The following is a 20,165-nucleotide window of genomic DNA, read 5'->3' on the forward strand; positions in this document are numbered from 1 at the left end:
GCCCTTCATCAGGTTTAGGGCTGAACGGCCCGTTCATCAGCTTGATTCCTGAATCGTCGCCGGATGCCTGGGACCAGGGGTGCCAGTGGGTTTGGCCTGGACCGGGATGCGCTGGAGATCCTCAAGGAACGTTGACACGGCCTCGACGTAGAGGTCCGGGTGAGTTTTCAGTGCCTGCAGGTGCCCCGCGGGAAAAACCGCCACCCGGGCCTGTGCGTACAGCGCCGCGAATTGTTCAGTTTGGTGGGCACTGATGTATGCGTCATCGGCCCCCACCAGGTACAGCATGGGGATGTTTTGGACTTCGGCGGATCCCGGGTCCGGCGGCCACTCTGCTTCCAGCATGTCAACCGCAGCTGACGCGAAGCTGCGGCCAAGCGAGCGAGACCGCATCATTGTTTTTAGCGGGAAGGGGGCAGGTATTCCACCTCCCGTCAGGAACCCTTCCAGGACAGCGACCAAGTCCAGCCCCGGACCGCTGTCACAGATGACCGCGGAAATGCAGTGCGTGCTGTTCATGAGCGAGTACACAGTTGGAAAAGTGGAAAACGAAAACCCCCACACGACAGTGACCGTGGACTCGGGCCACAGTTGCGCAGCCAACTGCAGGCAGACTTGGATGTCGGCGCTGTAGCGTGCGGCCAGACCGGACCGTGCGGTATCGGTCCCGGAGAGACCATGGTTCCGGTGATCGAAAAGGATGACGTTGTATCCCAGCGAGTTCAAGAACTTGGCCTGGGCCAGGCTTGCCGATTTCGTGAGTCCTATCCCATGGCCCAGAATCACGTTGCCCTTGGCTCTACCTTCGATGATCCAGGTATGGACCCTCACACCATCGATCGCTGTCAGCTCCAAAACTGTAGCGTCCAACCCGAGGTCGGAAGGTTGGCGGTGGTGCTTCTTTCGGGGCGGGTGGAACAGCTTGAAGGCCAAAAAACTACCAACTTTTCCGAGAAGGACCTTGGTAACGTCAGCGGGTGTCATCGTGGTTCATCCGTGAGCTGGAGGACCGCATGGGCAGCGGCAAGAACGGAGCCAGTGAGCCATGCCGGCTGGGTAGTTCCTTCGATCAGGTGCTGCCGGGCTGCCGCGTAGGGAAGTTCCACCAGCGCCAGCCGCGTCCTGCCCATTCCCTCGGATGTAAATGCACCGAAATGTCCTTCGGTAAAAGTGCGTAACACCGCCTTGATCCCGTTGTTCAACTCCTTTAACTCCGCCCCCAGCTCATCAGGCCACCGTGCGATAAGGTCCTCGCGTCGATACAGCAGTAGCACCCGGGCTTCAATAGCGTGTTTCCGGGACCAGTCAAGGGTGTGGGAGACGGCCTGCCTGATGATCGCTTCGGTCTCGTCCCGTCTGAAGGATGCCAGGAATCCCTCCTGGAAGTTCTTAATGGTTTTGATCCACAGACGGGCCATGATGAAGTCCCGGGAGGGAAATCGGTGGTAGATAGAGCCGGACGGCGCTCCCATCCGTGCAGCAATAGCAACAGCAGTCGTTCCCATGGGGCCGTGTTCCGCGAAGACAGCCAAAGCTGCCGTGAGGACGTCTTCATCACTGAATTTCGCCGCCCTACCCATCGTCCTCCCCTACCCTTCATCGTCTGATCAATCGCATTTCACCCCATATTAGAGACACTTCTCTAATATAAGAAATGCAGCAGAGTCCGATCCGGAGTTGCGGCGGGACCTCTTTCCTCCAGGCGCAGCCGCTGCCGGCCGACGACCCGGCTGCGTCCGACCCGGCCACAAGCCCGATTGAGGGGCCATTTCCAAGGACCGAACCACGCCGCCATCACCAGCATTTGAGAGGGAACGATGGGAATCATTACCAACTTATGTATCGATCGTTACATAACATGCTACGGTCGATTCTGTAACGATCGATACAGAAATGGGGAATGAAATGGTTCTGACTGGAAAGACCGCGTTGGTAACGGGGGGCGGAAGGGGAATAGGTCGCGCTGTCTCCCGGCGGCTCGCGGCCGAAGGCGCCCACGTGATTATTCACTACGGCTCCAACGAGCAAGAAGCGAGGGCAACTGCGGCGGGTATCAGGCAGGACGGCGGGCGGGCCAATGTGATCCAAGCCGAGTTAGGCCGAGGGAATGCCGAGGATGAAGCGGCAGCACTGTGGAAAGAATTTGATGAGGTCACAGATGAACTGCACATCCTCGTCAACAACGCTGGGATCGCCCAGGGCAGGGCAACTATCGAATCGGTCGACTTCGACGGGTTTACCAAGCTGTTGGCCGTCAACACCCTAGCGCCCTTTTTCGTCACGAAGCATGCCTTACCCCGCCTCGCCGACGGTGGGCGGATCGTCAACGTTTCCACTCATTTGACGAGGGGTGCTGCACTGCCGGACTTGATCGGCTACTCGATGACCAAAGGGGCCATCGACGTCTTCACTGCCACTTTGGGTAAACACCTGGGGCCACGTGGGATCACCGTCAACGCAGTAGCACCAGGAGCAGTCGATACAGATATGAATGCGGACTGGCTCGGGGATGCACGCGAGGCGGTCGCTGGGCTGTCTCCGTTGGGCCGAGTAGCGGTTCCCTCCGACATTGGGGACGTCGTCGCCTTTTTGGCCTCAGACGACAGCCGCTGGATAACCGGTCAACATATCGATACCTCAGGCGGCGCCCTACTTTAGAGGTGACTCCCCTGCCATCAAGGCTCGTGGCGCAAAGAACAGGCGTGGGCGTCATAGCGCCGCCCACGCCAGTCCGCCACACACATGAATGTCTGCGGGTACGTTCGCCTCTGATCAATGCCCCGCGGAGACGGTAGCCATCGAAGGAGATTGGCCATGCAACAAGAAGTACACACGTCTTCCCTGCTGTCCAAAGTGCCTGCAGGAGTACACATCCTTGCTGTGGGGATTTTCGCGATGGTTATGAGTGAATTCGCTACCGCGGGCCTCATGCCTCAACTTTCCAAAGGGCTTCAAGTCTCCACGGCAGAGATCGGATACCTTGTAACGGTTTTTGCTGTTTCGATGGCAGTCGGCGGACCGGTGCTCGTATTTATTCTCCGGAAAACGGATCCGAAGACGTCTCTGATTCTCATTCTTGTCATCTTCCTGATGGGTAACGTCGTCGCAGTCTTCGCTGCCAATTTCGCCATGATGGTCCTGGCGCGGGTGGTAACAGGTGCAGCAGCCCAGGCATTTCTCGGGTCAGCTTTGTCGCTATGCGTTGCTTTGGTGCCCGAGCATATGCGGGGCAGGGCCATAGGGGTGGCCATGAACGGTCTGATGCTGGGAACACTTCTGGGACTCCCGGTTGCCACCTACATCGGAGGACAATTGGGCTGGCGCTACGCCTTCGTCGCCATCACAGCGGTTGCTGCAGGAGCGGGATTATTGTTCGTCTTCTTCGGCACCGCTGTGGGCTATCAGCAGCCAGAGGCCCGGACGGATTCATCCCAACCTTTGACGGTCCTGAAGCAGCCCCAGCTCATCCTGGCGCTTCTCTCCAGCACGCTGATCATCGGATCGACGTTTTCAGCCTTCAATTTTTTCGCTCCCATACTCACAGAGATCGCTTCCGTCGAGCTGGAAGCTGTGCCATTACTGTTACTGGCACATGGGGCAGCCAGCCTTCTTGGTAACTGGATTGTTTCCCGATTGGCTGACAAACACACAGTGCTGGTGTTGCTGGCAGGCACGTCCCTCAACGGCATGCTCCTTCTCGGCTTCACCCTCTGGACCAGCACTCAGCCGGCCGCAGTTTTCTTCATGATCGCCATCGGGATCACAGGAATAACCCTCAACCCCGCCATGACAATTCGGATACACAGAGCAGCCGGCAACGCCTCACCACTGATTAACACGATCCACTCGTCCTTCATATCGCTTGGCATCATCATCAGTAGCGCTGCCGGATCCGCCCTCGTCAGCCGGTTTGGACTCCACTCCACCCTGATTCTAGGGATCACCCTGGCCGTACTCGCCATCACAGCCATACTTCCCGCGCTCAGCAGCCCCTACATACGAACAGGCCAGAAACCGGCACCTCTAGCTGAAGCTAGCGGCTAGGTAAAGTAAGCAGTCAGCACTGTCACCGCCCCCGAAGTTAGGGCTTCTTTGGCCACGCCTGCATGGCCATTGACACCGCACTTTCGAGGTCTCGGCGTGGCCGACCATCCCGGGCAAGCTGTGCCAAGCCCTGCCAGACTGTGGCGGTAAACGCGGCAAGACTTCCAGAATCAGTCTCTTCGGGCAGTTCCCCTTTTGCAACGTCGATAGCTATTACCTGCTCAATCCGGGCAACGGTATCGGCCCGGCGTTGGCGAAGCCTTTCAGCGACACCTTCCGAACCCGGAGTATAGTTCGTTGCCCCATTCAGGATCAGGCACCCAGCAGGGCGACCCATAAGGGTCGATTGAATAGCTGACTGAAGGAGGAATCGTTCCACTACACGATAGGCAGTGGGCTCATCATCGATAGCCTCCTGAATATAGCTCCCATACTGGCTCGCATAAACTTCCACAGCCTCAAGAAACAGCGTCTCTTTGCCGGTGAAAGCCCCATACAAACTGGGCGACGCGATGCCCATGACGGCCGTCAGGTCCCGTACTGAGACGGCATCATAGCCACGTTCCCAAAACAGCAGCATGGCTTTCTCCAGCGCACTGTCACGGTCAAACTGCCTTGGGCGTCCCGCTGTAGTGTTCATCGAGCTATTTTATAACGACCGATCCATAATCGATGGGCTGCTGTTAGCGTCGGCGTAGCGGGCTACTAAGTCGACACGGCCCCGCTGGACGATGTTACTCACGAATTCAGGGCCCAATGGACGAATTCGCACGCACAATTAGCCACCCCCCGCGGGCCGTTACCGGCTCACGCTCCTGTCTGGCCAGAGGCTCCGGATCGTCGCCTGCCTCCAAGGCGGCTCACCGGCGCCAGCGAAGGAAGTGTCCCTGTATCAGGTCAGGGTTGTAGCCAAAGCCTTCGTCCCTGATCGACGCTGAAAGCTGGAGTAAAGTCCCCGTCCGATTTCCTTTGAAGTGGGACACAGACAGGAGGGGACTGCAGCAGTCCCAATGACGCTCATCATGCCGCCGAACCTTAAGGCTTGTCGTTAGGCAGTCGCGGCATCGGCCGCGACTTCTCGTGGTGGGTTTCGATGTGACCGGCGCTAAGTCTCGGCTTGGCACCGCGCCATGTTGGCGCCTTTGCAGCCCTCAAGGGGGATACTTTAGCGGCCCCGATGAGCGTCGGTGGTGAAGCTTTTCCTCCTGGCGCGTTCTTGCAAAGTCTCGAGTTCTTGGAAGAAGGTCAATTGCCAGCCGTCAGGACCTTGGACTCGTCCGTTGATGGTCTCGAAGGGGGTTTTGATTGGGGGCGCTAGTACCGTCAGCCCAGCCTCTTCGGCGCAGGTCATCGCAGCTTCGGTGTTGTCCACTTCTAGGGCGATGCGAAGTGTGGGACCTTCTGCAGATGGCGCATTTTCGATCGCATCGATGTTGCGAACGTGTGTGGGTGTGGCAAGTTCAATTGTCGCCGTCCCAATGTTCAGTATTGACACTCGATCCTCACCATCAGTTGCGAAAGCGGGCTGTTCTTCAAGACCAAGGACATCACGGTAGAAACGCAGGGCGCTATCGAAGTCGTCTGTTTCGATGATCAAACGCAGTTGCTTGGGCTGTTGTGGAAGAATCATGTTCCTCATTTTGGAGGGTGACATGGGCGTCAGGTTCAAGCCCGTACTGAGCGCCAAGCCGTTTCAGTTTCCTAAGTTCAGCTGCGATGGATTCCTTCTCGCTCTCGAGCCGCGCCTGCGCAGCAGCCAAGGCCGTTTGGAGCATCTCGCGATTTCCCACAGGATTGCTTAGAGCAGGAAGCAATTTCCGTATTACGGAACTGCAAAAACCAGCTTCAAACAAGTCCTGGATCTGACGTACTAGGGGTTCATCCTGGGGCGAGTAGAAACGATGACCTGCCGACGTGCGCTGCGGCTGAAGCAGGTCTTGCTGTTCGTAGTAGCGTAACGATCTGACGCTAACGCCAGTGTTATTGGATAATTCTCCAATCCTCATGCCCCCATCTTCGTTGATTCCGGCCTCCCGTAGCGAACAGGACTGTTGATACATCAAGGACACTCCCTGTTTGGGTGTTAGACCAACATCGGGGTTCCTAACCGCTACACCGCTGGGTGTGTCCACTTTCTTAAAAGCGGTTCATGCCATCGATGGGACTTCCGTTGCAGATTCGGGTTTCTTTTGGTACGGCCGAGGACGGCACTACTTTGTCTCGTTGGGGTGGCTGGTGTGAACCTGCTCCAGGTAGACGACCTGTCCCTCAACGTAGAACCAGAGGCGGGCGGTGCCCTTGAGGGTCGGCTTGTGCTGCCACCTGTCATGGGAGGAACCGTTTCGGGTCACCAGACCCAACTCACCCTTCAGCTGGTAGTTGAAGGGTGTTTCGAGTTGAGGTGTCCTGGTCAGGAAATCCCATGAATCGACAAGGGAGTTCCTGATCGTGGCCGAAAGATCAGTCCAGCCTTTCTTGGCTTGGGCTGAGGCGAATCTGATCTCATATTCGCTCTTTTTGGTTGGCCGCTCAACCTTAGATTCCTTCCCCATCTGTTAGGGGCGCTCGACAGCTTCGTCTTCTTCGAGCCATTCCACCGGCTCCCTGCCAAGTCCCGCAGCGATGGCAGTCGCCGTTTCGCGCCAAGAGGTAAGTTCAGCGATCGCAAGGTGGGGTTGGTGGGTGGCGAAAGAGGCACGAGCTGCGGCCAGCACAGCCGTCGCGCAGGCTTCCTGGTCAACCGGGCTCAGTGCCAACATCCAGGGGAACCGGTCACTCATTCGGCCGGCGAGGGTTCCATCGGTGCTCGTGGAAACAGCGACGAGCTGCGCTGCGAGCTCCAGCAGCGCATCGCGCGCTTTGTCGGCACTCTCGGACATCAGCACCAGGGATTCGCCGTCACGGCGTGTGACTTGGACAGGATGGTCCACCGCGGCCGCGAAGACGTCTGCGGATGCGCGGCTTAGCTCAGAGGACTTGAATGTCGTTTTTGATAGGGTTGCTGCGCTCATACAACAAACACTATCTCAGAACGTGTTCTGAAGTCCATTGATCCCGCGACCTGGCAACTACAGTCATGTGGAGAAGCCCAACCGTCTGCACGCGCCACCTCACGGCCGCCAGTTCTCAGGCCGGGCGTTCAGCGGGTGTTGGTCCGCAACCGAGCACGGAGCGCTTCCACCCGCTGATGTAAGTGCACGGAATACCTCCTCGACGCATCGAGGTCATCGATCTTGCGGTGCAAAATAATGACGAGGGTTGCGATGATTTGAGCGAGGCCCTTAGGGAATTCAGATCGTTTAGGGTCTACGCCGGCTATGTGGCGCAGCCGTTCGCTACAAGATCCCAAGAGTTGCGCCTGATCTTCTTCGCGCGGAAGGTCATGCAGGCGATGGGCGGCTCGATTTCTGAGTTGGTTGATCTGTCGCATAACTCGGGCCTCGTCTTCATCGAGCAGACCCAATGCATCGGCAAGGAGAAGCCGCTGATTAAAGGAGAGTCCAGCCTTCTCAATGGCTCTCGGGCGTGGCAGACTCCTTTGGACGAGGCTGGTCAACGCAGACTCGATCCAAAGGTGACCGCGGATTAGCAACTCCAGGGGCTCGTTGCTGTCGATATGTTGACCGAACGCTTCAGCCACGTCGTCGAAGCTGTCTGTCGTTCGGAAACGGTGGAGTTCATTCGGAGACATAGTACGAGGGTACTAATAGAGGATCACCTACTCTCCGCGGCCTTCCAATGGATCTCCCAGGTTTCAGGTCGACAGAATCTACACCCAACAGCAGGACCTCTCGTAACATTTTTGTCCCGGATGTTGTCCCAAACCATCTCCAGTGATCAGTCGTCACAAAGACAACTTCCGGGACAGTTACCTTGTGGCTCAGGAGTCCATCGCTAAGTAGCGGTATACGGTGGCGCGGCTGGCTCCGATGATCTTTCCGATGTCCGTCGGCTTGAGACCGCGAGCTTTCAGTTCATGCGCCCTCTTGACCTTCTCGTGCGCTGTCGTGACCTCCCGGCGGCCTGCTTTGCGGCCGTTAGCAGCTGCAGCGGCCATGCCGGCCTTGGTGCGCTCGGAAAGCTGGTCTCGTTCAAGCTGGGCGAAAGCGGAAATAATGGTGACCATCGCCTGGGCCATCGCTCCCCCGACCTCGCTGGCCGGGTCAGTGGCGATGCCATCCCTTAAGGAACGGAACTTGATGCCTCGCCCCTTGAAGTCATCCAGGAGCTCGAGCAGGTGGCGGGTGTTGCGTCCCAACCGGTCCAGCTTCCACACCACGACCTCATCTCCTGGGCCGAGTCGGTCCAGCATCCTGTCCAGCTCCGGACGACTTACTCGGGTACCGCTGATCCCCTGGTCTTTGTAGATTCGCTCGCACCCAGCTGCTTCCAGTTCCCGGATCTGCAAATCGGTGTTCTGGTCTGCCAGGCTGACGCGGGCGTATCCAAGGCGTGCCATCGCTTCTCCGGTTCTTATCAAAGGACAAATACAAGCGATGTTGAGAATATCTTAGTAAGACACATTGTTGGGACAGGCATCAGCCCGGAAACCCGCGAACTGAAGTCGACAACGAACCACAGCCTAACGGTTCCTATCAAAGGATCCATTGATGAGATGAGCGCAGGGAGCCGACAGGTTGCTGTTATCCCCCCGCTATCGTGCATTGTCACCGTGCGGGTCTTACGTACATGCCGGGGTCGTCATCAGACGGCGTCCCGGATACGCCTTCATGGATGGGCGCTGAGCGACCGGCTACGGGCGCGGTCCTAGTGGGCCTGCTGCTTGTTCGCTTCTGTTTTAGTTTTCTCCAAAATCTCGGCGAAGTGCTGCCGGTCGAGGAAGTCAGCGCCGGCGAGTCGGATGATGCGTCCCATGTGTGGGTCGCGTTGCATGAGCTTTTTGTCGCCAAAACGAAGAGTCGTATATCCAGCCTTCCGCTCGGCGCTTTCGCGCCGGCCCGCCCAAGCGACAAGAAAGGCCAGAACGAGTCCACTAACGAAGAGTAGGATCACCATCAGATTGGTGAAAAAGGATTGAGGGACACCTGCGTTGTTCATGTAGAGCGTTGCCAGGCCGATCGTCGCTAGGACGGCGGTGGCACGGTAGCGCCATCGCTGAAGCTCAAAGGCGGTTGGGCCACTGATCAGATCCTGACGGGATCCTGTGTTTACCAAGTCGTAGCTCCATATCAAGTGGTCCGTAGGAGGCAATGCTTCCGCTTGGGCAGTCTCCGACTCTCATCGTGTCACGGCCGCAGGACGTCTTGGGCAATCCGACTGTCCGGTTAGGGATCCCCTTACGTTCCCTCACTCGGAAACCCCCTCCCCCACCGATACTGAGACGCTTCACGGCGCGACGACTAAACGAGACCCCGCCGTGCGCGGAAATCCTGAGTAGCTGATGTGCCGGCCGCAGCTGAAGCACTGCCTCATAAACCTTTAGCTTTTCGAGACACCCCGAGACGTCATGCCCGAGTGCTTGAAGACGACAACCCCAAAACGCTAGTAATACTTGTGCGGGGCACCTCGTGGATCCGGGGGATAGGAAAGTCTGCCATAGCCTGTAGAAATGGAATACGACCTGGTGCGCATGGGCCCTACCCAATTCGAAGACATTGCAGTGGCATTGTGCAGTGCTGAGTTTGGCCCAGGTGGACAGTCCTTCGGCGTCGGCGCCGACGGCGGACGAGAGTGGACTTACACAGGACGCCTACCACTACCTCCTAACGGCCCCCGCGGCGAAGGCGACGAAGTCCTTGGGGAGACCGATGGCTGGTCTGGTTACACAGTCGTACAGGCCAAACACAAGCACGCCTTGGACGACGTGAAATCTGATGTGGACTGGCTTCTCACTACTATCCAGAAGGAAGTCAACGACTGGGTAAGCGAAAAGAAGGATCGCAAGCCAAAGCCTGAGAACTTCCTTGTGATCACCAACGTTCGGCTGTCCGCTGTCCAAGACCGCGGAGGAATTGATCGCGTGTCTGAAGCGATGAAGAAGCATGCCACCGCAATGAAACTAAAGGGGTGGGCTGTCTGGCCCTCTTCACACGTATCACGGCTTTTGGATAACCACACGGCCATTCGACAAAGGCATCTTGGACAGCTAGTCGTTGGCGACCTGCTGGCCGTGCTCATCGATGACCTGAAAGTCCACAACCCTGATGCAGTCCAGACCATCAACAACTTTGTGACCAAGGAACTGGTTGCTCATCGGCACCTCAGACTTACTCGTGCTGGCGGTGGGCCAGATCGTGAGCGCTTGGCTGACATTGGCATAGACCTACCGGCAATCGACCGGGCGCGTCCAGAAGATGAGAACGGACAAGAACTCACACTCGATGTAGCCAAACAGATAATTCAAGACGGCGACAGCCCCAAAAGCATCCACACAGGGCAATTCAGTACTGTGCTCATCGGTGGCCCAGGGCAGGGAAAGTCCACGGTGGGGCAGCTGATTTGCCAAGCCTATAGGGCCGCTCACTTGAAGGGCAGCTCCGATCTGCTTGCCCCTGAGCACAAACAGGTCCTCAACGAAACCCTTGATCATTTAGCCTCTATCGGCGTCCCGCTCCCTCGCATGCTGCGATGGCCCATATACATTCAGCTAAGCGAATACAGCGAACGAATTCTCGGCGCAGAAGATTTCTCCATCCAGACTTTCATTGCGGAGAAGATCACCCAGCGAAGCCCCGAGAGCCTGCAGAAGCATCAAATCCACACCTGGCTTCGGCAGTGGCCGTGGATGGTTGTGTTCGATGGTCTCGACGAAGTCCCAGACGCACATACGCGAACCACACTGATCGAGAAGATTAGCGAGTTTGTTGCAGATGCCGCCCAGCAAAAGGCAGACGTCAGCATTCTGGCTACAACACGGCCTCAAGGTTATCAACAGGATCTCAGCATCCTTGAACCCAGGGAACTCGAACTCATCGAGCTCAACCGTGAGCAAGCTTTGTCCTACGGCCAAAAGCTTCTGCAGTCCCGGAATCGCGGCGATGATGCTCGGGCCCTAGAGATCTACGAACGTCTCGAACTTGCATCAAGGGAATCAACAACCGCCAGCTTGATGGGAACACCTTTGCAAGTGAGCATCATGGCTTCGCTGCTGGAAGACCGCGTTAGATTGCCTAGAACGCGGCAAGCTCTATTTGCGGAGTTCTACGAGACCGTCTTCCGCCGTGAATCCAACAAGCTCGGAAGCGTTGGGGCCCGGGTGGAGCAACATAAGGCAAATATCGACGGTCTCCACGACGCGGCCGGGATCCGCCTCCACCTGGAGTCCGAAAAGTCGGGCCAAGCCGACGTCCACCTAACTCGCGATGATCTTAAATCAATCGCCAGCAATCATCTCGTTAGAGTCCAAACGTATGATCCTGCAGCGGCTGAGAAAACCGGTTCCCAGCTGGTGGATCTGGCAACAGACCGACTCGTCCTCTTGGTTGAATCCTCAAACGATCATTGGGGCTTCGAGGTCAGAAGTTTCCAAGAGTTCATGGCGTCGCGGTATCTCACTACGGGCACCGACGAATTAGTGCTGATGAGACTTAGGGCGCTGGCTCGGAGCAGCCATTGGCGTAACACCTGGCTGTTCGCTGCCGCTCACGTTTTCGAAACGCGGACCTACATTCGAGACCGCCTAGTCGACCTGCTCCTCGAAAGTGACAGCGATTCGGTCGCAAGCCAAATCGCCCAACCGGGCGCGATGCTCTGCGGGGATCTTATAGAAGACAATTTCGCAATCGACGCCCCTGGCATCAGGCGACGTCTCCTTCTTCACTGCGTGGAACTTCTGGACAGCCCCTTGCTTCGCCGGCATCTTATACCGCTACTCAACGCGGCAGCGGACCAGGACCCCGTTCTGCGACGCAAGATCCAAGAGAAGTTTAATGAGGCTCTAGCTGTGGGCGGCCACCGAGCCCGACGGGCAACGAGCGTAATGATCTTTTGGAACAAGCACTACAAAGGCGGAGTTGCGACCTACATACGGACCAAAATCAACGCCAGAACATCATCGCCGCAGATTAGCGAGCACCCCTTTGACAGAGAGAAGAATGTCGGCTTTCGTCAGGTGGTGGAGGGCCCGCTCCGGGACATTGACCTAAGTTCCGATGCTTCTGTCATCGTGAAAGACTTTTTGCAAGAGGAGGCGGCCGTCTTCCTCAGGTCAAAGGCAACTCGTCAGCTATTTATCTTCAATGAAAAGCCAATGACGCCGGAAGTAGCGTCTAGCCTGATCCACTCCGATGAGAGTTGCAGCGCGTTGGACGACGCTTGCCAGAAGCTGCCGATCGAAGACTCCCTAGCCGCCGACTGGTTCATCAAGCAGATCGCGCAAACCATTGGTCAAGAGATCGTGGGATGCGAGCCTCAGTTGAGTCTCAGTGATGCATAGTCTGCACTCAAGTCCTAGGCTCCTGTCCGCCCTAATAACCTGACACCCGGGGACCAAACCCTCCAACGGTTTGGAGAGCCAAAGCTGGCTCTTGACGGCGCTCCACGAGACGCTGGCTTCCATTCTCATCCAGCCAGCAAAATCACGCACCCCAACTTTTGACCAACTTTGATACCGGCAACAAGTTTTGACTGGCACAAGCTGGGGTGCACTCCCCGTTCCCAGTATTCGGGCTCACCTCAGGTCAGAAACGGTCGTTTCTGACCGATATCGCCGAGAGATGCCGCAGTGTGTCCGGGACGACCCAACCCAAACATGCCCTCATGGATCAGGAATCGTTCACCATCGCCCCTTCCTAACTGGTTGTAATTGCGTATACGACTCGGGAAGCTTGGTCTTGGCCCCGGAGATGCGAAGTGGATCAGGCGATCCCCGCCGGAGACGTTCCTCCCGACCGCGATACACAACCACCATTTCCCAGATGAGGTAAACGACTCCGAGGGCCATCAACACTGCACCGAACAAGGTTGCCCATTGCGCACTCGGCTTGCCAACTGGATTAGTGACGAATACGTATATGCCGAGGGACAGCATTGGGAGCAGGAACAGCAGCCCGGGCAGATTCTGCCACCAGCGTGTACTTCCGTTAGGTGGACCGCCCAGCTCTTTTTTGGTGTAGCTGTGCAGCATCCCATCCTTGGTTAAGTACAAAACCCGTTGCTCCCCACGGGCAAGAGCCGCTTCATGCTCGGCATGCACCGCATCATCGTGTTCCTGGTGGCTGTTGACTGCCAAAATTCCCCCCGACATCAAGCATTCTCCGGCCTTTCCGGCCCTCAAACCACCGATTTTACGGTCGTTTTGAGTGCCTCAAGGCCGACTGACGGATGATTGTGACGGGACGGCTGGGCGGGCTTGTGAGACCTCATTGGGTCATGGTGGCAGCGCTGCTGTAACGGTTGGCGAGTACGGCGAATGCCTCGGCGAGTTGAGGAGGATCGAGGACCTCCATCGGCACTTCGAAGCGGCCGTATGACGCTGCGAGTGAGCCCCACGACCACGATCCGGACTCGAGCGTGCAGCGCTCGTCGCCGTAGGGACGGACGGTGCCGTCGCCTGCGAACGGCAGCACTTCTTCGATGGGGAGGTCAAGAATAACGGTGCCGCGGCAGGGCCACTGATTGACATTGGCACCTTTGAAGCGGGCGGAGACGAATTCGTTCACGTCACCTCCCGGTACCTCGCGTGGGGTGAATCGGGGACCGGTGGGGGTACGCGGTGTGATCCGGCCGGCACTGAACATGCGCCAGTCGTCTCGCTGGAGGTCCCATGCGAGGAGGTACCAACGGCCCTGCGCGGCGATGAGGTGGTGCGGCTCGACCCGGCGAGGAGGGTGAAATGGGTCCTCTGGAGGCACGGTGCACGGCGCGTAGTCGAAGCGGAGAACCTCGCAGGCGCGGATCGTAGCCGCCACCGACAGAAGCACCTCCATGGAGATAGCGTCGGGCATTCCTGCTCCTGGCCGCTGCCGGATCGCGGTGACCTCCAGCGCGTTGAGGCGTTGACGTAGACGCGGGGGCATCACCTGCCGCATCGTTGCCAGGGCCCGGATGGCACCCTCACCGATTTCGGCCCCCGCGACGGTGGCGGTCTGCAGCGCGACAGCAATAGCCACGATCTGATCGTCGTCGAAGAGCATCGGCGGCAGTTCACTGCCTGCTGCGAGCCGGTACCCGCCGTCGCTTCCCATGGTCGCGTCAATCGAGTAGCCCATCTCACGGAGGCGCTCGATGTCTCGTCGCACGGTCCGGTCGCTGACCTCAAGCCGCTTAGCGAGCACTGAGCCCGGCCAGTCACGCCGGGTCTGCAGCAAAGACAGCAAGTTCAGGAGTCGCGACGTCGGCGTGGTCATGTCTCGAACTCTACGACCAAAGTAGGACACTATCTGACCTACTGGACTGGAAGGCTGAAACATACCTGCCGGGTTCGGTCGGTATCCAACGTTAAGGAGCAACAAATGAGCATCCAGACCACCACCCACCTGAACTTCCTCGGCGACGCCCGCGCAGCGCTGGAGTTCTACGGCTCAGTCTTCGGCGGCAACACCATGATCAACACCTACGCCGACTTCGGAATGCCCGCAGACGTCCCGGGCTCGGACAAGGTCGTCTTCGGCGCCGTAGCCGCCGAGAACGGCTTCCGCATCATGGGCTACGACATCCCCGGCCAGACCGAGGGCGGTATCGCCAATGGCGGCGCGACCCACCGCGAGAACCACACGACGATCACTGAGCAGGCCCTGTTCGTCTCCATCAGCTCCGACAGCATCGAAGAGCTGCAGGGCTACTGGGACAGCCTAGCGTCCGACGCCAAGATCATCGAGCCCCTCGCCGCCTCCGCTTGGAGCGCCGGCTTCGGAATGCTCACCGACCAGTTCGGCGTCACCTGGAGCCTCAGCGTCACCGCCTACTGATCGCACCCGGCACCCACCGCAGTACCGCCGCTGCAGTCCCCCGATAGAGCGATTCATCGTTCATATTCGCTCTGTTGCCCTCGCGACTGGCCATTCCCGGTAGGTGCCGTCGTCCAAGACCCGCCCAGCCCACTCCCCTCTCCGTTTTGCCAGTAAGGCAGGAGTTCCGGACACCGATCCACGCATAGTACGCATCACAATGTTCCTGGACGACCCCACGGTTAGCAACGTTCAGAGCATCCCGGCCACCGTTCATCTGACACTTGTTGACATTGTTGATGAACGGTTCGCCACGATTTCGTGGGAACTCAACAGAGCGGGCAAGTGGGCGGCCGTGGCCGTGTCTGCCCTGGGTCTGGGCCTCCCCTTGATCGTCCAGCTGTTGCAGCTCGTCCAGGTTGTTCGTCGCTTCTAAGCTCGAAGGCAGCACCTCGTTAGACCCGGGTTCCAGTAGACGGGAATGCCCTGCATGGCGGTGCGCTGTGCAGGGCATTCCCAGCTCTAGTGGTGGTCAGCGCCCGTAATCGGCGTCTTGCTGCCTTCCTTGTTCCGGTGTTCGTTGTTGGGCTGTTGAGGCGACTGTTGCTGTGGCCACCGTGCTGGGTGGTTGCGGGAAGGATGCCTTCATGAGGCGTTGCATCTTCTCCAGGCGTGGGTCGCTCTCGGGAGCGGCTTGGGGCTGTGATGGTTCTTCTGGTTTGGCGGCGTCGGCCATGAGCTGGTCAATGCGCGCCGAATTCGCCTGGGCGGCTTTGAGCGCCTCGGCGTGCTTGAAAGGTTCTGCCAGTGCCTTCTCTGCTTGCTGGACGCGGGTGAGTGCTTCCTGTCGTCGTGCTTCGACGTCAGCGGCGAGCCGTGGCAATGAGGAGACCCTGTTTTCGAGTTGCCTGATGGTGCCCACGTCAGCTGCCAGAACGGCCCTGCGGGATATCTGCGTAGTGGCCCTGGGTACGCCCTCGATCCGGACCTCAACGGTGGCATGGTCCAGTTCCCGCCCGGGAACGAGTTTGGCGCGCAGCTCATGGCCACCGAGGGTGGCGATGGTGCCGAGTTCGTCGTATCCGTAGAGGTTCATGAGCCGGTGGCCTTGTCGTCCTGCCCATGCACAGAGGGCTTCGGCAGCGTCGGCCCTGTTATCGAGGGTTTGGCCGCCGATGGTGGCTTTGAAAGCGTCCGCGGTGGTGTCCACGGTCCGTGCCACAGCGGCGTTGATCAACGGTAAATCTTGGGCTGCTGCGTCGGCTGCTGATTGCTCGCCGCGCTTGCTGTGGTTAACCGCGACGAGGTTGCGGTTGTATGCCCTGTCCAGGCGGGACAGGCGGGCAAGCTCTTGGTCCGCGACAGCCTTTTCCAGTACCAGCGGGTTGCCGCTGGTGATGGCTTTGGCTTGGGCGAAGTTCAGGGTGTTATCCCCGATGTCTTCGATTTCCCGGACGTCGAGGCGTCCGCGCATGATCTGGTTGATGAACCGGGACTTCCGTTCCAGTCCCTGCCACATGAAGGAGTCAAAGGATTCCTTGGTGACCACTTGGGAGATGCGGACCTCGGGATTCTGGTTGCCTTGGCGCAGGATGCGGCCGTGGCGCTGTTCGACGTCGGCCGGCCGCCATGGGGCGTCCATGTCCACCAGGTGCACCGCACGTTTCTGAATGTTCGTGCCGACACCCATTTTCGATGTTGATCCAACGAGCACGGCGATCTGTCCGGAACGGGCAGCCGCGAACAGCCGGCCTTTCTCGTTGTCGTTTTTGGCTTCGTGGATGAACCGGACCATGTGTTCGGGCACGCCCCGGCGGCGGAGCTGGTCCTTGAGCTCGCCGTAAACGTTCCACTTCTCCGACGGCGTGCCGAAATCACAGAAGACCAGCTGCAAGGCACCGGGCACCGTGTCCCGTTCCCCGGTGGAAGGGTCGGTGTAGAAGCGGTCTTTGTGTTCTTCGTACACGCTGGCCAGCAGGTCAGCTGTGGCGCTGATCTTTGTGGGTCCGTGCTGGAACAGTGCGGGATCCACGAGCCTCATGTCCAAGGCGGCTTTGCGGCCGTCTGAGGAGACTTTGAGCATGTTGTCTTCCTCGGAGGGCACGAGACGGCCCTGGATGGCGTCGACGCGGTCGCCGATGTGCTGGATGTAGTCCCGCAGTTCAGGGCTTGGTTCGACCGCGAGCATGTTCGGCTGCCTCAGCCCGTCTCCGTCCCGTGGGGCGAGAGCCGGGATGGGCAGTTTGAGGTCTTCGGCGGTTTTAACGTCGGCGAAGGTGTGGAACATCTTCAGCAGTTCGGGGACGTTTTGGAACTTCGCGAACCGGCTCTTGAGTTTGAACCGGTCACCGCCGGCGACGGAGAGTTCCATTTCCTCGACAACCTGGCCGAACGTCGCGGCCCAGGTGTTGAAGTCCTTGATTCCGGCTGCTTGGAGCAGGTCCGGGCGCAGATAGCGCTGCATGACGTACATTTCCGTGACGGAGTTCGCGATCGGTGTTGCCGTGGCACCGGTGATCACGCGCCTCCCCTCGCGTTCGCGCAGGAACTCGGTCTTCATGTGCAGATCCGACGCCCTGTTGGAGCCCTGGATTGCCGCTCCCGGGATGTTGGACGGTGTCCGGAGGTTCTTGTAGTCGTGCAGCTCGTCCACGACGAGGTAGTCGATGCCGGTTTCCTCGAAGCTGATCCCGGGGTCGGCGGGAGTGTCGAGTTTGGCCTTCAGCGTTTCTTCCTGGGCCAGGACGGCCTTTTCCAGCCGTTTGATGATGCTGGCGTTGGCTCGGCCGTTGTCTTGGCCGTTGTTCTTGACGGCCTCCAGCTCGGCTCGCATCTGAATGACTTCAGCATTGATGTAGGCGGCTTCGGCTTCCGGGCTGAGGCTGACGCGTTGGAAGGCGGTGCGGGTCATGATTACGGCGTCCCACTGGTTTGCTGCCGCACGGGCAACGAACTGCCGGCGTTTGTCGCCGGCGAGGTCAGCCGATGAGGCGGCGAGGATGCGCGCCTGCGGGTAGATCTGCAGCCATTCCCGGGCGAATTGTTCGAGCATGTGGTTCGGGACGATGACGGCGGGCTTGTTGACCATGCCCAGTCGGCGTAGCTCCATCACGCCCATGACCATCTCTGCGGTCTTTCCGGCACCGACCTGATGGAACAGCCCGACTGCTGGTTCGGAGAGCATCCGAGCGACGGCCGCACGCTGATGTGGGCGTGGGGAGAAGTCCTTGGCCATGCCGGGCAGGGTCAGCCGCTCCCCTTCGATGTTGTAGTCCCGGAGCACGATGGAGTTGAAGCGGCGGTTGTATTCGTCGATGAGCCGGTTGGCCCGTTCGGGTTCCTCCCACGCCCATTCGCTGAACCGTTCCTGCAGCAGCTGGGCTTTTTCCTGCGCTGCTGCGGTTTCGGTGGGGTTCAGGATCCGGCGTTTGTCTTCGTTTTCGTCGGTGACGCGCACCGGCCTTTGTTCGAGGACTTGTTTGAGGATTTCGGAGGCGGGCATCCGCTGGGTGCCCCAGTTGCTGGTGGCAGCGAGGGTGTGGCGGTTGGCTTTGACGTCCCACATGGACCCGGCTGCGTTGGAGACGGTGGCGTAGGGGTCGTTGAGGATTTCGCGGACGAACTCCTGGTGGGTTTCGGCATCGATCCAGACGGCACCGAGGCGCGCTTCTACTTCGTCCATGCGCAGCGGTTCCGGAATGGCCTCGGTAAGGGCTTGAACGTTGGCGTTGAACCGTTCGTCGGTGAGCGCGGCGGCTTGGGCGATTTCAAGCTTTTCGCGGACGTTCCCGGAGAGGTATTCCGCCCGGGTCTGGAAGGTCTCGTCCGGGCCGGGGACTTGGTAGATGCTCTCCCCCAAGGCCGCACGGGTTTCTTCCGGGCTTATTCCCAGCAGGGACGCGGCGTAGTCCAGGTCAACTTCACCCACGGTATCGAGGGAGACGGTGAGGGCTTCTTCTGCGGTGTCGACGCCCAGGACGGGGCGGCGGGGCTGGACCTGGCGGCTGGACAGCAGGGCAGCCGGGGTGGCGGTTTGGGTGGCTTCGTCAAAGTTCTCCAGTGCCTTGACCAGGGGTCCGAACGGGTCACGGCTGAGGATCGACACTGCTCTGGGCGTGGTGCGGGCCTGGATGGGCTCCTGCGTCTCTTCGTCCACTCGCCCGGTGTCCCGGAGGGTGAAGCGGTTGATCGGACCGTAGGTGTCCACGTACTGGCCGTACGCGGCTTTCAGTTCGTCGCGCAGCGTGTCGATGTCGGCGGTGTCGTCGCGGCTGTCGGCTTCTGCGGTGAGGAGCTTCCGGCCAGCGTCCCTGAGGCCGAGCAGGGCGCGTAGTTCGGCGGCTTGGGTTTTGGGAACGGCGAGATCGGTGTGGGAGCCGTTTTCGACGACAGTGAAGCCGTTGTCGGTGGCGCTGATGTGCCCTTCCCATTCGGTGGCTGCTGCCGGGACGTAGGCGGCGCGCTGGCGTTCCTGTTCTGCTGTGCGTGGCGTGATGACGAGTCCGGCGGACCTGGCTTCGGCCACGACGTCGGCCAGCGCCGTTTCCAGGCGGTCCGGGACGGCGGAGAGGTCATCAGTGGTCAGTTGTAAGGTTTCGGCCCCGTACATGCCGTGGGCCACGTGCAGCTCCCCCAGCAAACGTTCGGGGTGCTCATCGAAGTAGGAGTTCAGGCGGGTGATGGTCCCGTCGATCCGGCGGGCGCTGACGGTCTCCCAGAGTGTGGAGGCCGGTTCCTGTCCGGATTCCCTGCGGCGGAAGATCAGCAAGTCGGTCATGGCGTCGGTGCCGGCTGCTTTGCGGTGCGAGCCGGTCGGCAGGCGGACGGCTCCGACGAGGTCGGCCAGCTGGTTCATTTCCCGGCGGGCTGCCGGGTTGGTGCCGTCCAGGGTGAAGCTGGACGTCAGCACAGCCACCATACCGCCCGGGCGGGTCAGTTCCAGGGATTTGAGGATGAAGTGGTTGTGGATTGAGTGGCCGCCGGCGTTGTGGCGGGGATCGTGGAGCGTGACGTTGGCGAAGGGGACGTTGCCGATGGCCAGGTCGAAGTGGCCTGTGGGCAGTTTGGTGTCCGCGAAAGATTCCGCCCGGACCGTGGCTTCGGGGTAGAGGGCCTGGGAGATGGCTGCGGTAGTCGGGTCCAGCTCGACACCGGTCATCTCGGCGCTCTCCGGTGCGAACCCGATGAAGGTCCCGACGCCGGATCCCGGTTCCAGGACGGCGCCCCCGTCGAATCCGAGTTCCTGCACCGCTGTCCACATGGCCTGCACGTAGG

General features: G+C 59.4%; 18 protein-coding genes. 5 read left to right on the forward strand and 13 right to left on the reverse strand.

What is annotated here, in order from left to right; translation table 11 throughout:
* Positions 1 to 36 precede the first annotated feature (36 nt).
* Positions 37 to 984, reverse strand: a complete 948-nt coding sequence (locus tag ACIQTW_RS20530; protein WP_402940961.1) for an alpha/beta hydrolase — start codon at positions 982 to 984, stop codon at positions 37 to 39.
* Positions 981 to 1,580 carry a TetR/AcrR family transcriptional regulator gene (locus tag ACIQTW_RS20535; RefSeq protein WP_402940963.1) on the reverse strand — a complete coding sequence of 200 codons (600 nt, stop codon included), beginning with the start codon at positions 1,578 to 1,580 and terminating at the stop codon, positions 981 to 983. The genes ACIQTW_RS20530 and ACIQTW_RS20535 overlap by 4 nt, the downstream gene beginning before the upstream one ends.
* 325 nt (positions 1,581 to 1,905) lie before the next feature.
* Here ACIQTW_RS20535 and ACIQTW_RS20540 point away from each other — a divergent pair, with 325 nt between their 5' ends.
* Both ACIQTW_RS20540 and ACIQTW_RS20545 read left to right on the forward strand, forming a co-directional pair.
* Positions 1,906 to 2,658 carry an SDR family NAD(P)-dependent oxidoreductase gene (locus ACIQTW_RS20540; RefSeq protein ID WP_402940966.1) on the forward strand — a complete coding sequence of 251 codons (753 nt, stop codon included), beginning with the start codon at positions 1,906 to 1,908 and terminating at the stop codon, positions 2,656 to 2,658.
* A 156-nt stretch (positions 2,659 to 2,814) separates the two neighbouring features.
* Complete coding sequence (locus ACIQTW_RS20545; protein WP_402940968.1) at positions 2,815 to 4,044, forward strand: MFS transporter; 1,230 nt, start codon at positions 2,815 to 2,817, stop codon at positions 4,042 to 4,044.
* 37 nt (positions 4,045 to 4,081) lie between these two features.
* On the opposite strand, the gene ACIQTW_RS20550 is transcribed toward ACIQTW_RS20545, so the two are convergent.
* The 8 genes from ACIQTW_RS20550 to ACIQTW_RS20585 form a co-directional block, all read right to left on the reverse strand.
* The gene (locus ACIQTW_RS20550) at positions 4,082 to 4,684 is read right to left on the reverse strand and encodes a TetR/AcrR family transcriptional regulator (protein ID WP_402940970.1); all 603 of its coding nucleotides are present in this window, start codon (positions 4,682 to 4,684) and stop codon (positions 4,082 to 4,084) included.
* 525 nt (positions 4,685 to 5,209) lie between these two features.
* Complete coding sequence (locus ACIQTW_RS20555; protein WP_402940973.1) at positions 5,210 to 5,674, reverse strand: VOC family protein; 465 nt, start codon at positions 5,672 to 5,674, stop codon at positions 5,210 to 5,212.
* Positions 5,613 to 6,104 (reverse strand): MerR family transcriptional regulator, encoded by a 492-nt coding sequence (locus tag ACIQTW_RS20560; protein WP_402941067.1) that lies wholly within the window; start codon positions 6,102 to 6,104, stop codon positions 5,613 to 5,615. Before ACIQTW_RS20560 ends, ACIQTW_RS20555 begins: the two co-directional genes overlap by 62 nt.
* A 150-nt stretch (positions 6,105 to 6,254) precedes the next feature.
* Positions 6,255 to 6,596 (reverse strand): hypothetical protein, encoded by a 342-nt coding sequence (locus ACIQTW_RS20565; RefSeq protein ID WP_402940976.1) that lies wholly within the window; start codon positions 6,594 to 6,596, stop codon positions 6,255 to 6,257.
* A 3-nt stretch (positions 6,597 to 6,599) separates the two neighbouring features.
* On the reverse strand, positions 6,600 to 7,055 hold the full coding sequence (locus ACIQTW_RS20570) for a prevent-host-death protein (RefSeq protein WP_402940979.1): 456 nt from the start codon (positions 7,053 to 7,055) through the stop codon (positions 6,600 to 6,602).
* 128 nt (positions 7,056 to 7,183) lie between these two features.
* On the reverse strand, positions 7,184 to 7,735 hold the full coding sequence (locus ACIQTW_RS20575; RefSeq protein ID WP_402940981.1) for a hypothetical protein: 552 nt from the start codon (positions 7,733 to 7,735) through the stop codon (positions 7,184 to 7,186).
* Positions 7,736 to 7,924: 189 nt separating this feature from the next.
* Positions 7,925 to 8,503, reverse strand: coding sequence for a recombinase family protein (locus ACIQTW_RS20580; protein ID WP_402940984.1), 579 nt, complete (start codon positions 8,501 to 8,503; stop codon positions 7,925 to 7,927).
* Positions 8,504 to 8,811: 308 nt separating this feature from the next.
* The gene (locus tag ACIQTW_RS20585; RefSeq protein ID WP_402940987.1) at positions 8,812 to 9,102 is read right to left on the reverse strand and encodes a hypothetical protein; all 291 of its coding nucleotides are present in this window, start codon (positions 9,100 to 9,102) and stop codon (positions 8,812 to 8,814) included.
* Positions 9,103 to 9,613: 511 nt separating this feature from the next.
* Here ACIQTW_RS20585 and ACIQTW_RS20590 point away from each other — a divergent pair.
* Positions 9,614 to 12,439 (forward strand): NACHT domain-containing protein, encoded by a 2,826-nt coding sequence (locus tag ACIQTW_RS20590; protein ID WP_402940990.1) that lies wholly within the window; start codon positions 9,614 to 9,616, stop codon positions 12,437 to 12,439.
* A 339-nt stretch (positions 12,440 to 12,778) separates the two neighbouring features.
* Here the strand turns inward: ACIQTW_RS20590 and ACIQTW_RS20595 are convergent, their stop codons facing one another.
* Positions 12,779 to 13,279: a hypothetical protein gene (locus tag ACIQTW_RS20595; RefSeq protein WP_402940993.1), complete on the reverse strand. Its 501-nt coding sequence runs from the start codon at positions 13,277 to 13,279 to the stop codon at positions 12,779 to 12,781.
* 85 nt (positions 13,280 to 13,364) lie between these two features.
* Positions 13,365 to 14,351 (reverse strand): helix-turn-helix transcriptional regulator, encoded by a 987-nt coding sequence (locus tag ACIQTW_RS20600; protein WP_402940996.1) that lies wholly within the window; start codon positions 14,349 to 14,351, stop codon positions 13,365 to 13,367.
* Positions 14,352 to 14,456: 105 nt separating this feature from the next.
* Here ACIQTW_RS20600 and ACIQTW_RS20605 point away from each other — a divergent pair, with 105 nt between their 5' ends.
* Positions 14,457 to 14,912, forward strand: a complete 456-nt coding sequence (locus tag ACIQTW_RS20605) for a VOC family protein (protein WP_402940999.1) — start codon at positions 14,457 to 14,459, stop codon at positions 14,910 to 14,912.
* Between the two features lie 199 nt (positions 14,913 to 15,111).
* Entirely contained in the window at positions 15,112 to 15,327 is a 216-nt protein-coding gene (locus ACIQTW_RS20610) for a hypothetical protein (protein WP_402941002.1), read from the forward strand.
* A 96-nt stretch (positions 15,328 to 15,423) separates the two neighbouring features.
* On the opposite strand, the gene ACIQTW_RS20615 is transcribed toward ACIQTW_RS20610, so the two are convergent.
* Positions 15,424 to 20,151 (reverse strand): helicase-related protein, encoded by a 4,728-nt coding sequence (locus ACIQTW_RS20615; protein WP_402941070.1) that lies wholly within the window; start codon positions 20,149 to 20,151, stop codon positions 15,424 to 15,426.
* Positions 20,152 to 20,165: the final 14 nt, after the last annotated feature.

The organism is Paenarthrobacter sp. NPDC090517 (assembly GCF_044769165.1).
Classification (GTDB): domain Bacteria; phylum Actinomycetota; class Actinomycetes; order Actinomycetales; family Micrococcaceae; genus Arthrobacter.

Coding starts and splice junctions, on each gene's coding strand:
- ACIQTW_RS20530 (WP_402940961.1), bottom strand. CDS start 984: ATGACACCCGCTGACGTTACCAAGGTCCTTCTCGGAAAAGTTGGTAGT.
- ACIQTW_RS20535 (WP_402940963.1), bottom strand. CDS start 1,580: ATGGGTAGGGCGGCGAAATTCAGTGATGAAGACGTCCTCACGGCAGCT.
- ACIQTW_RS20540 (WP_402940966.1), top strand. CDS start 1,906: ATGGTTCTGACTGGAAAGACCGCGTTGGTAACGGGGGGCGGAAGGGGA.
- ACIQTW_RS20545 (WP_402940968.1), top strand. CDS start 2,815: ATGCAACAAGAAGTACACACGTCTTCCCTGCTGTCCAAAGTGCCTGCA.
- ACIQTW_RS20550 (WP_402940970.1), bottom strand. CDS start 4,684: ATGAACACTACAGCGGGACGCCCAAGGCAGTTTGACCGTGACAGTGCG.
- ACIQTW_RS20555 (WP_402940973.1), bottom strand. CDS start 5,674: ATGATTCTTCCACAACAGCCCAAGCAACTGCGTTTGATCATCGAAACA.
- ACIQTW_RS20560 (WP_402941067.1), bottom strand. CDS start 6,104: ATGTATCAACAGTCCTGTTCGCTACGGGAGGCCGGAATCAACGAAGAT.
- ACIQTW_RS20565 (WP_402940976.1), bottom strand. CDS start 6,596: ATGGGGAAGGAATCTAAGGTTGAGCGGCCAACCAAAAAGAGCGAATAT.
- ACIQTW_RS20570 (WP_402940979.1), bottom strand. CDS start 7,055: ATGAGCGCAGCAACCCTATCAAAAACGACATTCAAGTCCTCTGAGCTA.
- ACIQTW_RS20575 (WP_402940981.1), bottom strand. CDS start 7,735: ATGTCTCCGAATGAACTCCACCGTTTCCGAACGACAGACAGCTTCGAC.
- ACIQTW_RS20580 (WP_402940984.1), bottom strand. CDS start 8,503: ATGGCACGCCTTGGATACGCCCGCGTCAGCCTGGCAGACCAGAACACC.
- ACIQTW_RS20585 (WP_402940987.1), bottom strand. CDS start 9,102: ATGAACAACGCAGGTGTCCCTCAATCCTTTTTCACCAATCTGATGGTG.
- ACIQTW_RS20590 (WP_402940990.1), top strand. CDS start 9,614: ATGGAATACGACCTGGTGCGCATGGGCCCTACCCAATTCGAAGACATT.
- ACIQTW_RS20600 (WP_402940996.1), bottom strand. CDS start 14,351: ATGACCACGCCGACGTCGCGACTCCTGAACTTGCTGTCTTTGCTGCAG.
- ACIQTW_RS20605 (WP_402940999.1), top strand. CDS start 14,457: ATGAGCATCCAGACCACCACCCACCTGAACTTCCTCGGCGACGCCCGC.
- ACIQTW_RS20610 (WP_402941002.1), top strand. CDS start 15,112: ATGTTCCTGGACGACCCCACGGTTAGCAACGTTCAGAGCATCCCGGCC.
- ACIQTW_RS20615 (WP_402941070.1), bottom strand. CDS start 20,151: ATGTGGACAGCGGTGCAGGAACTCGGATTCGACGGGGGCGCCGTCCTG.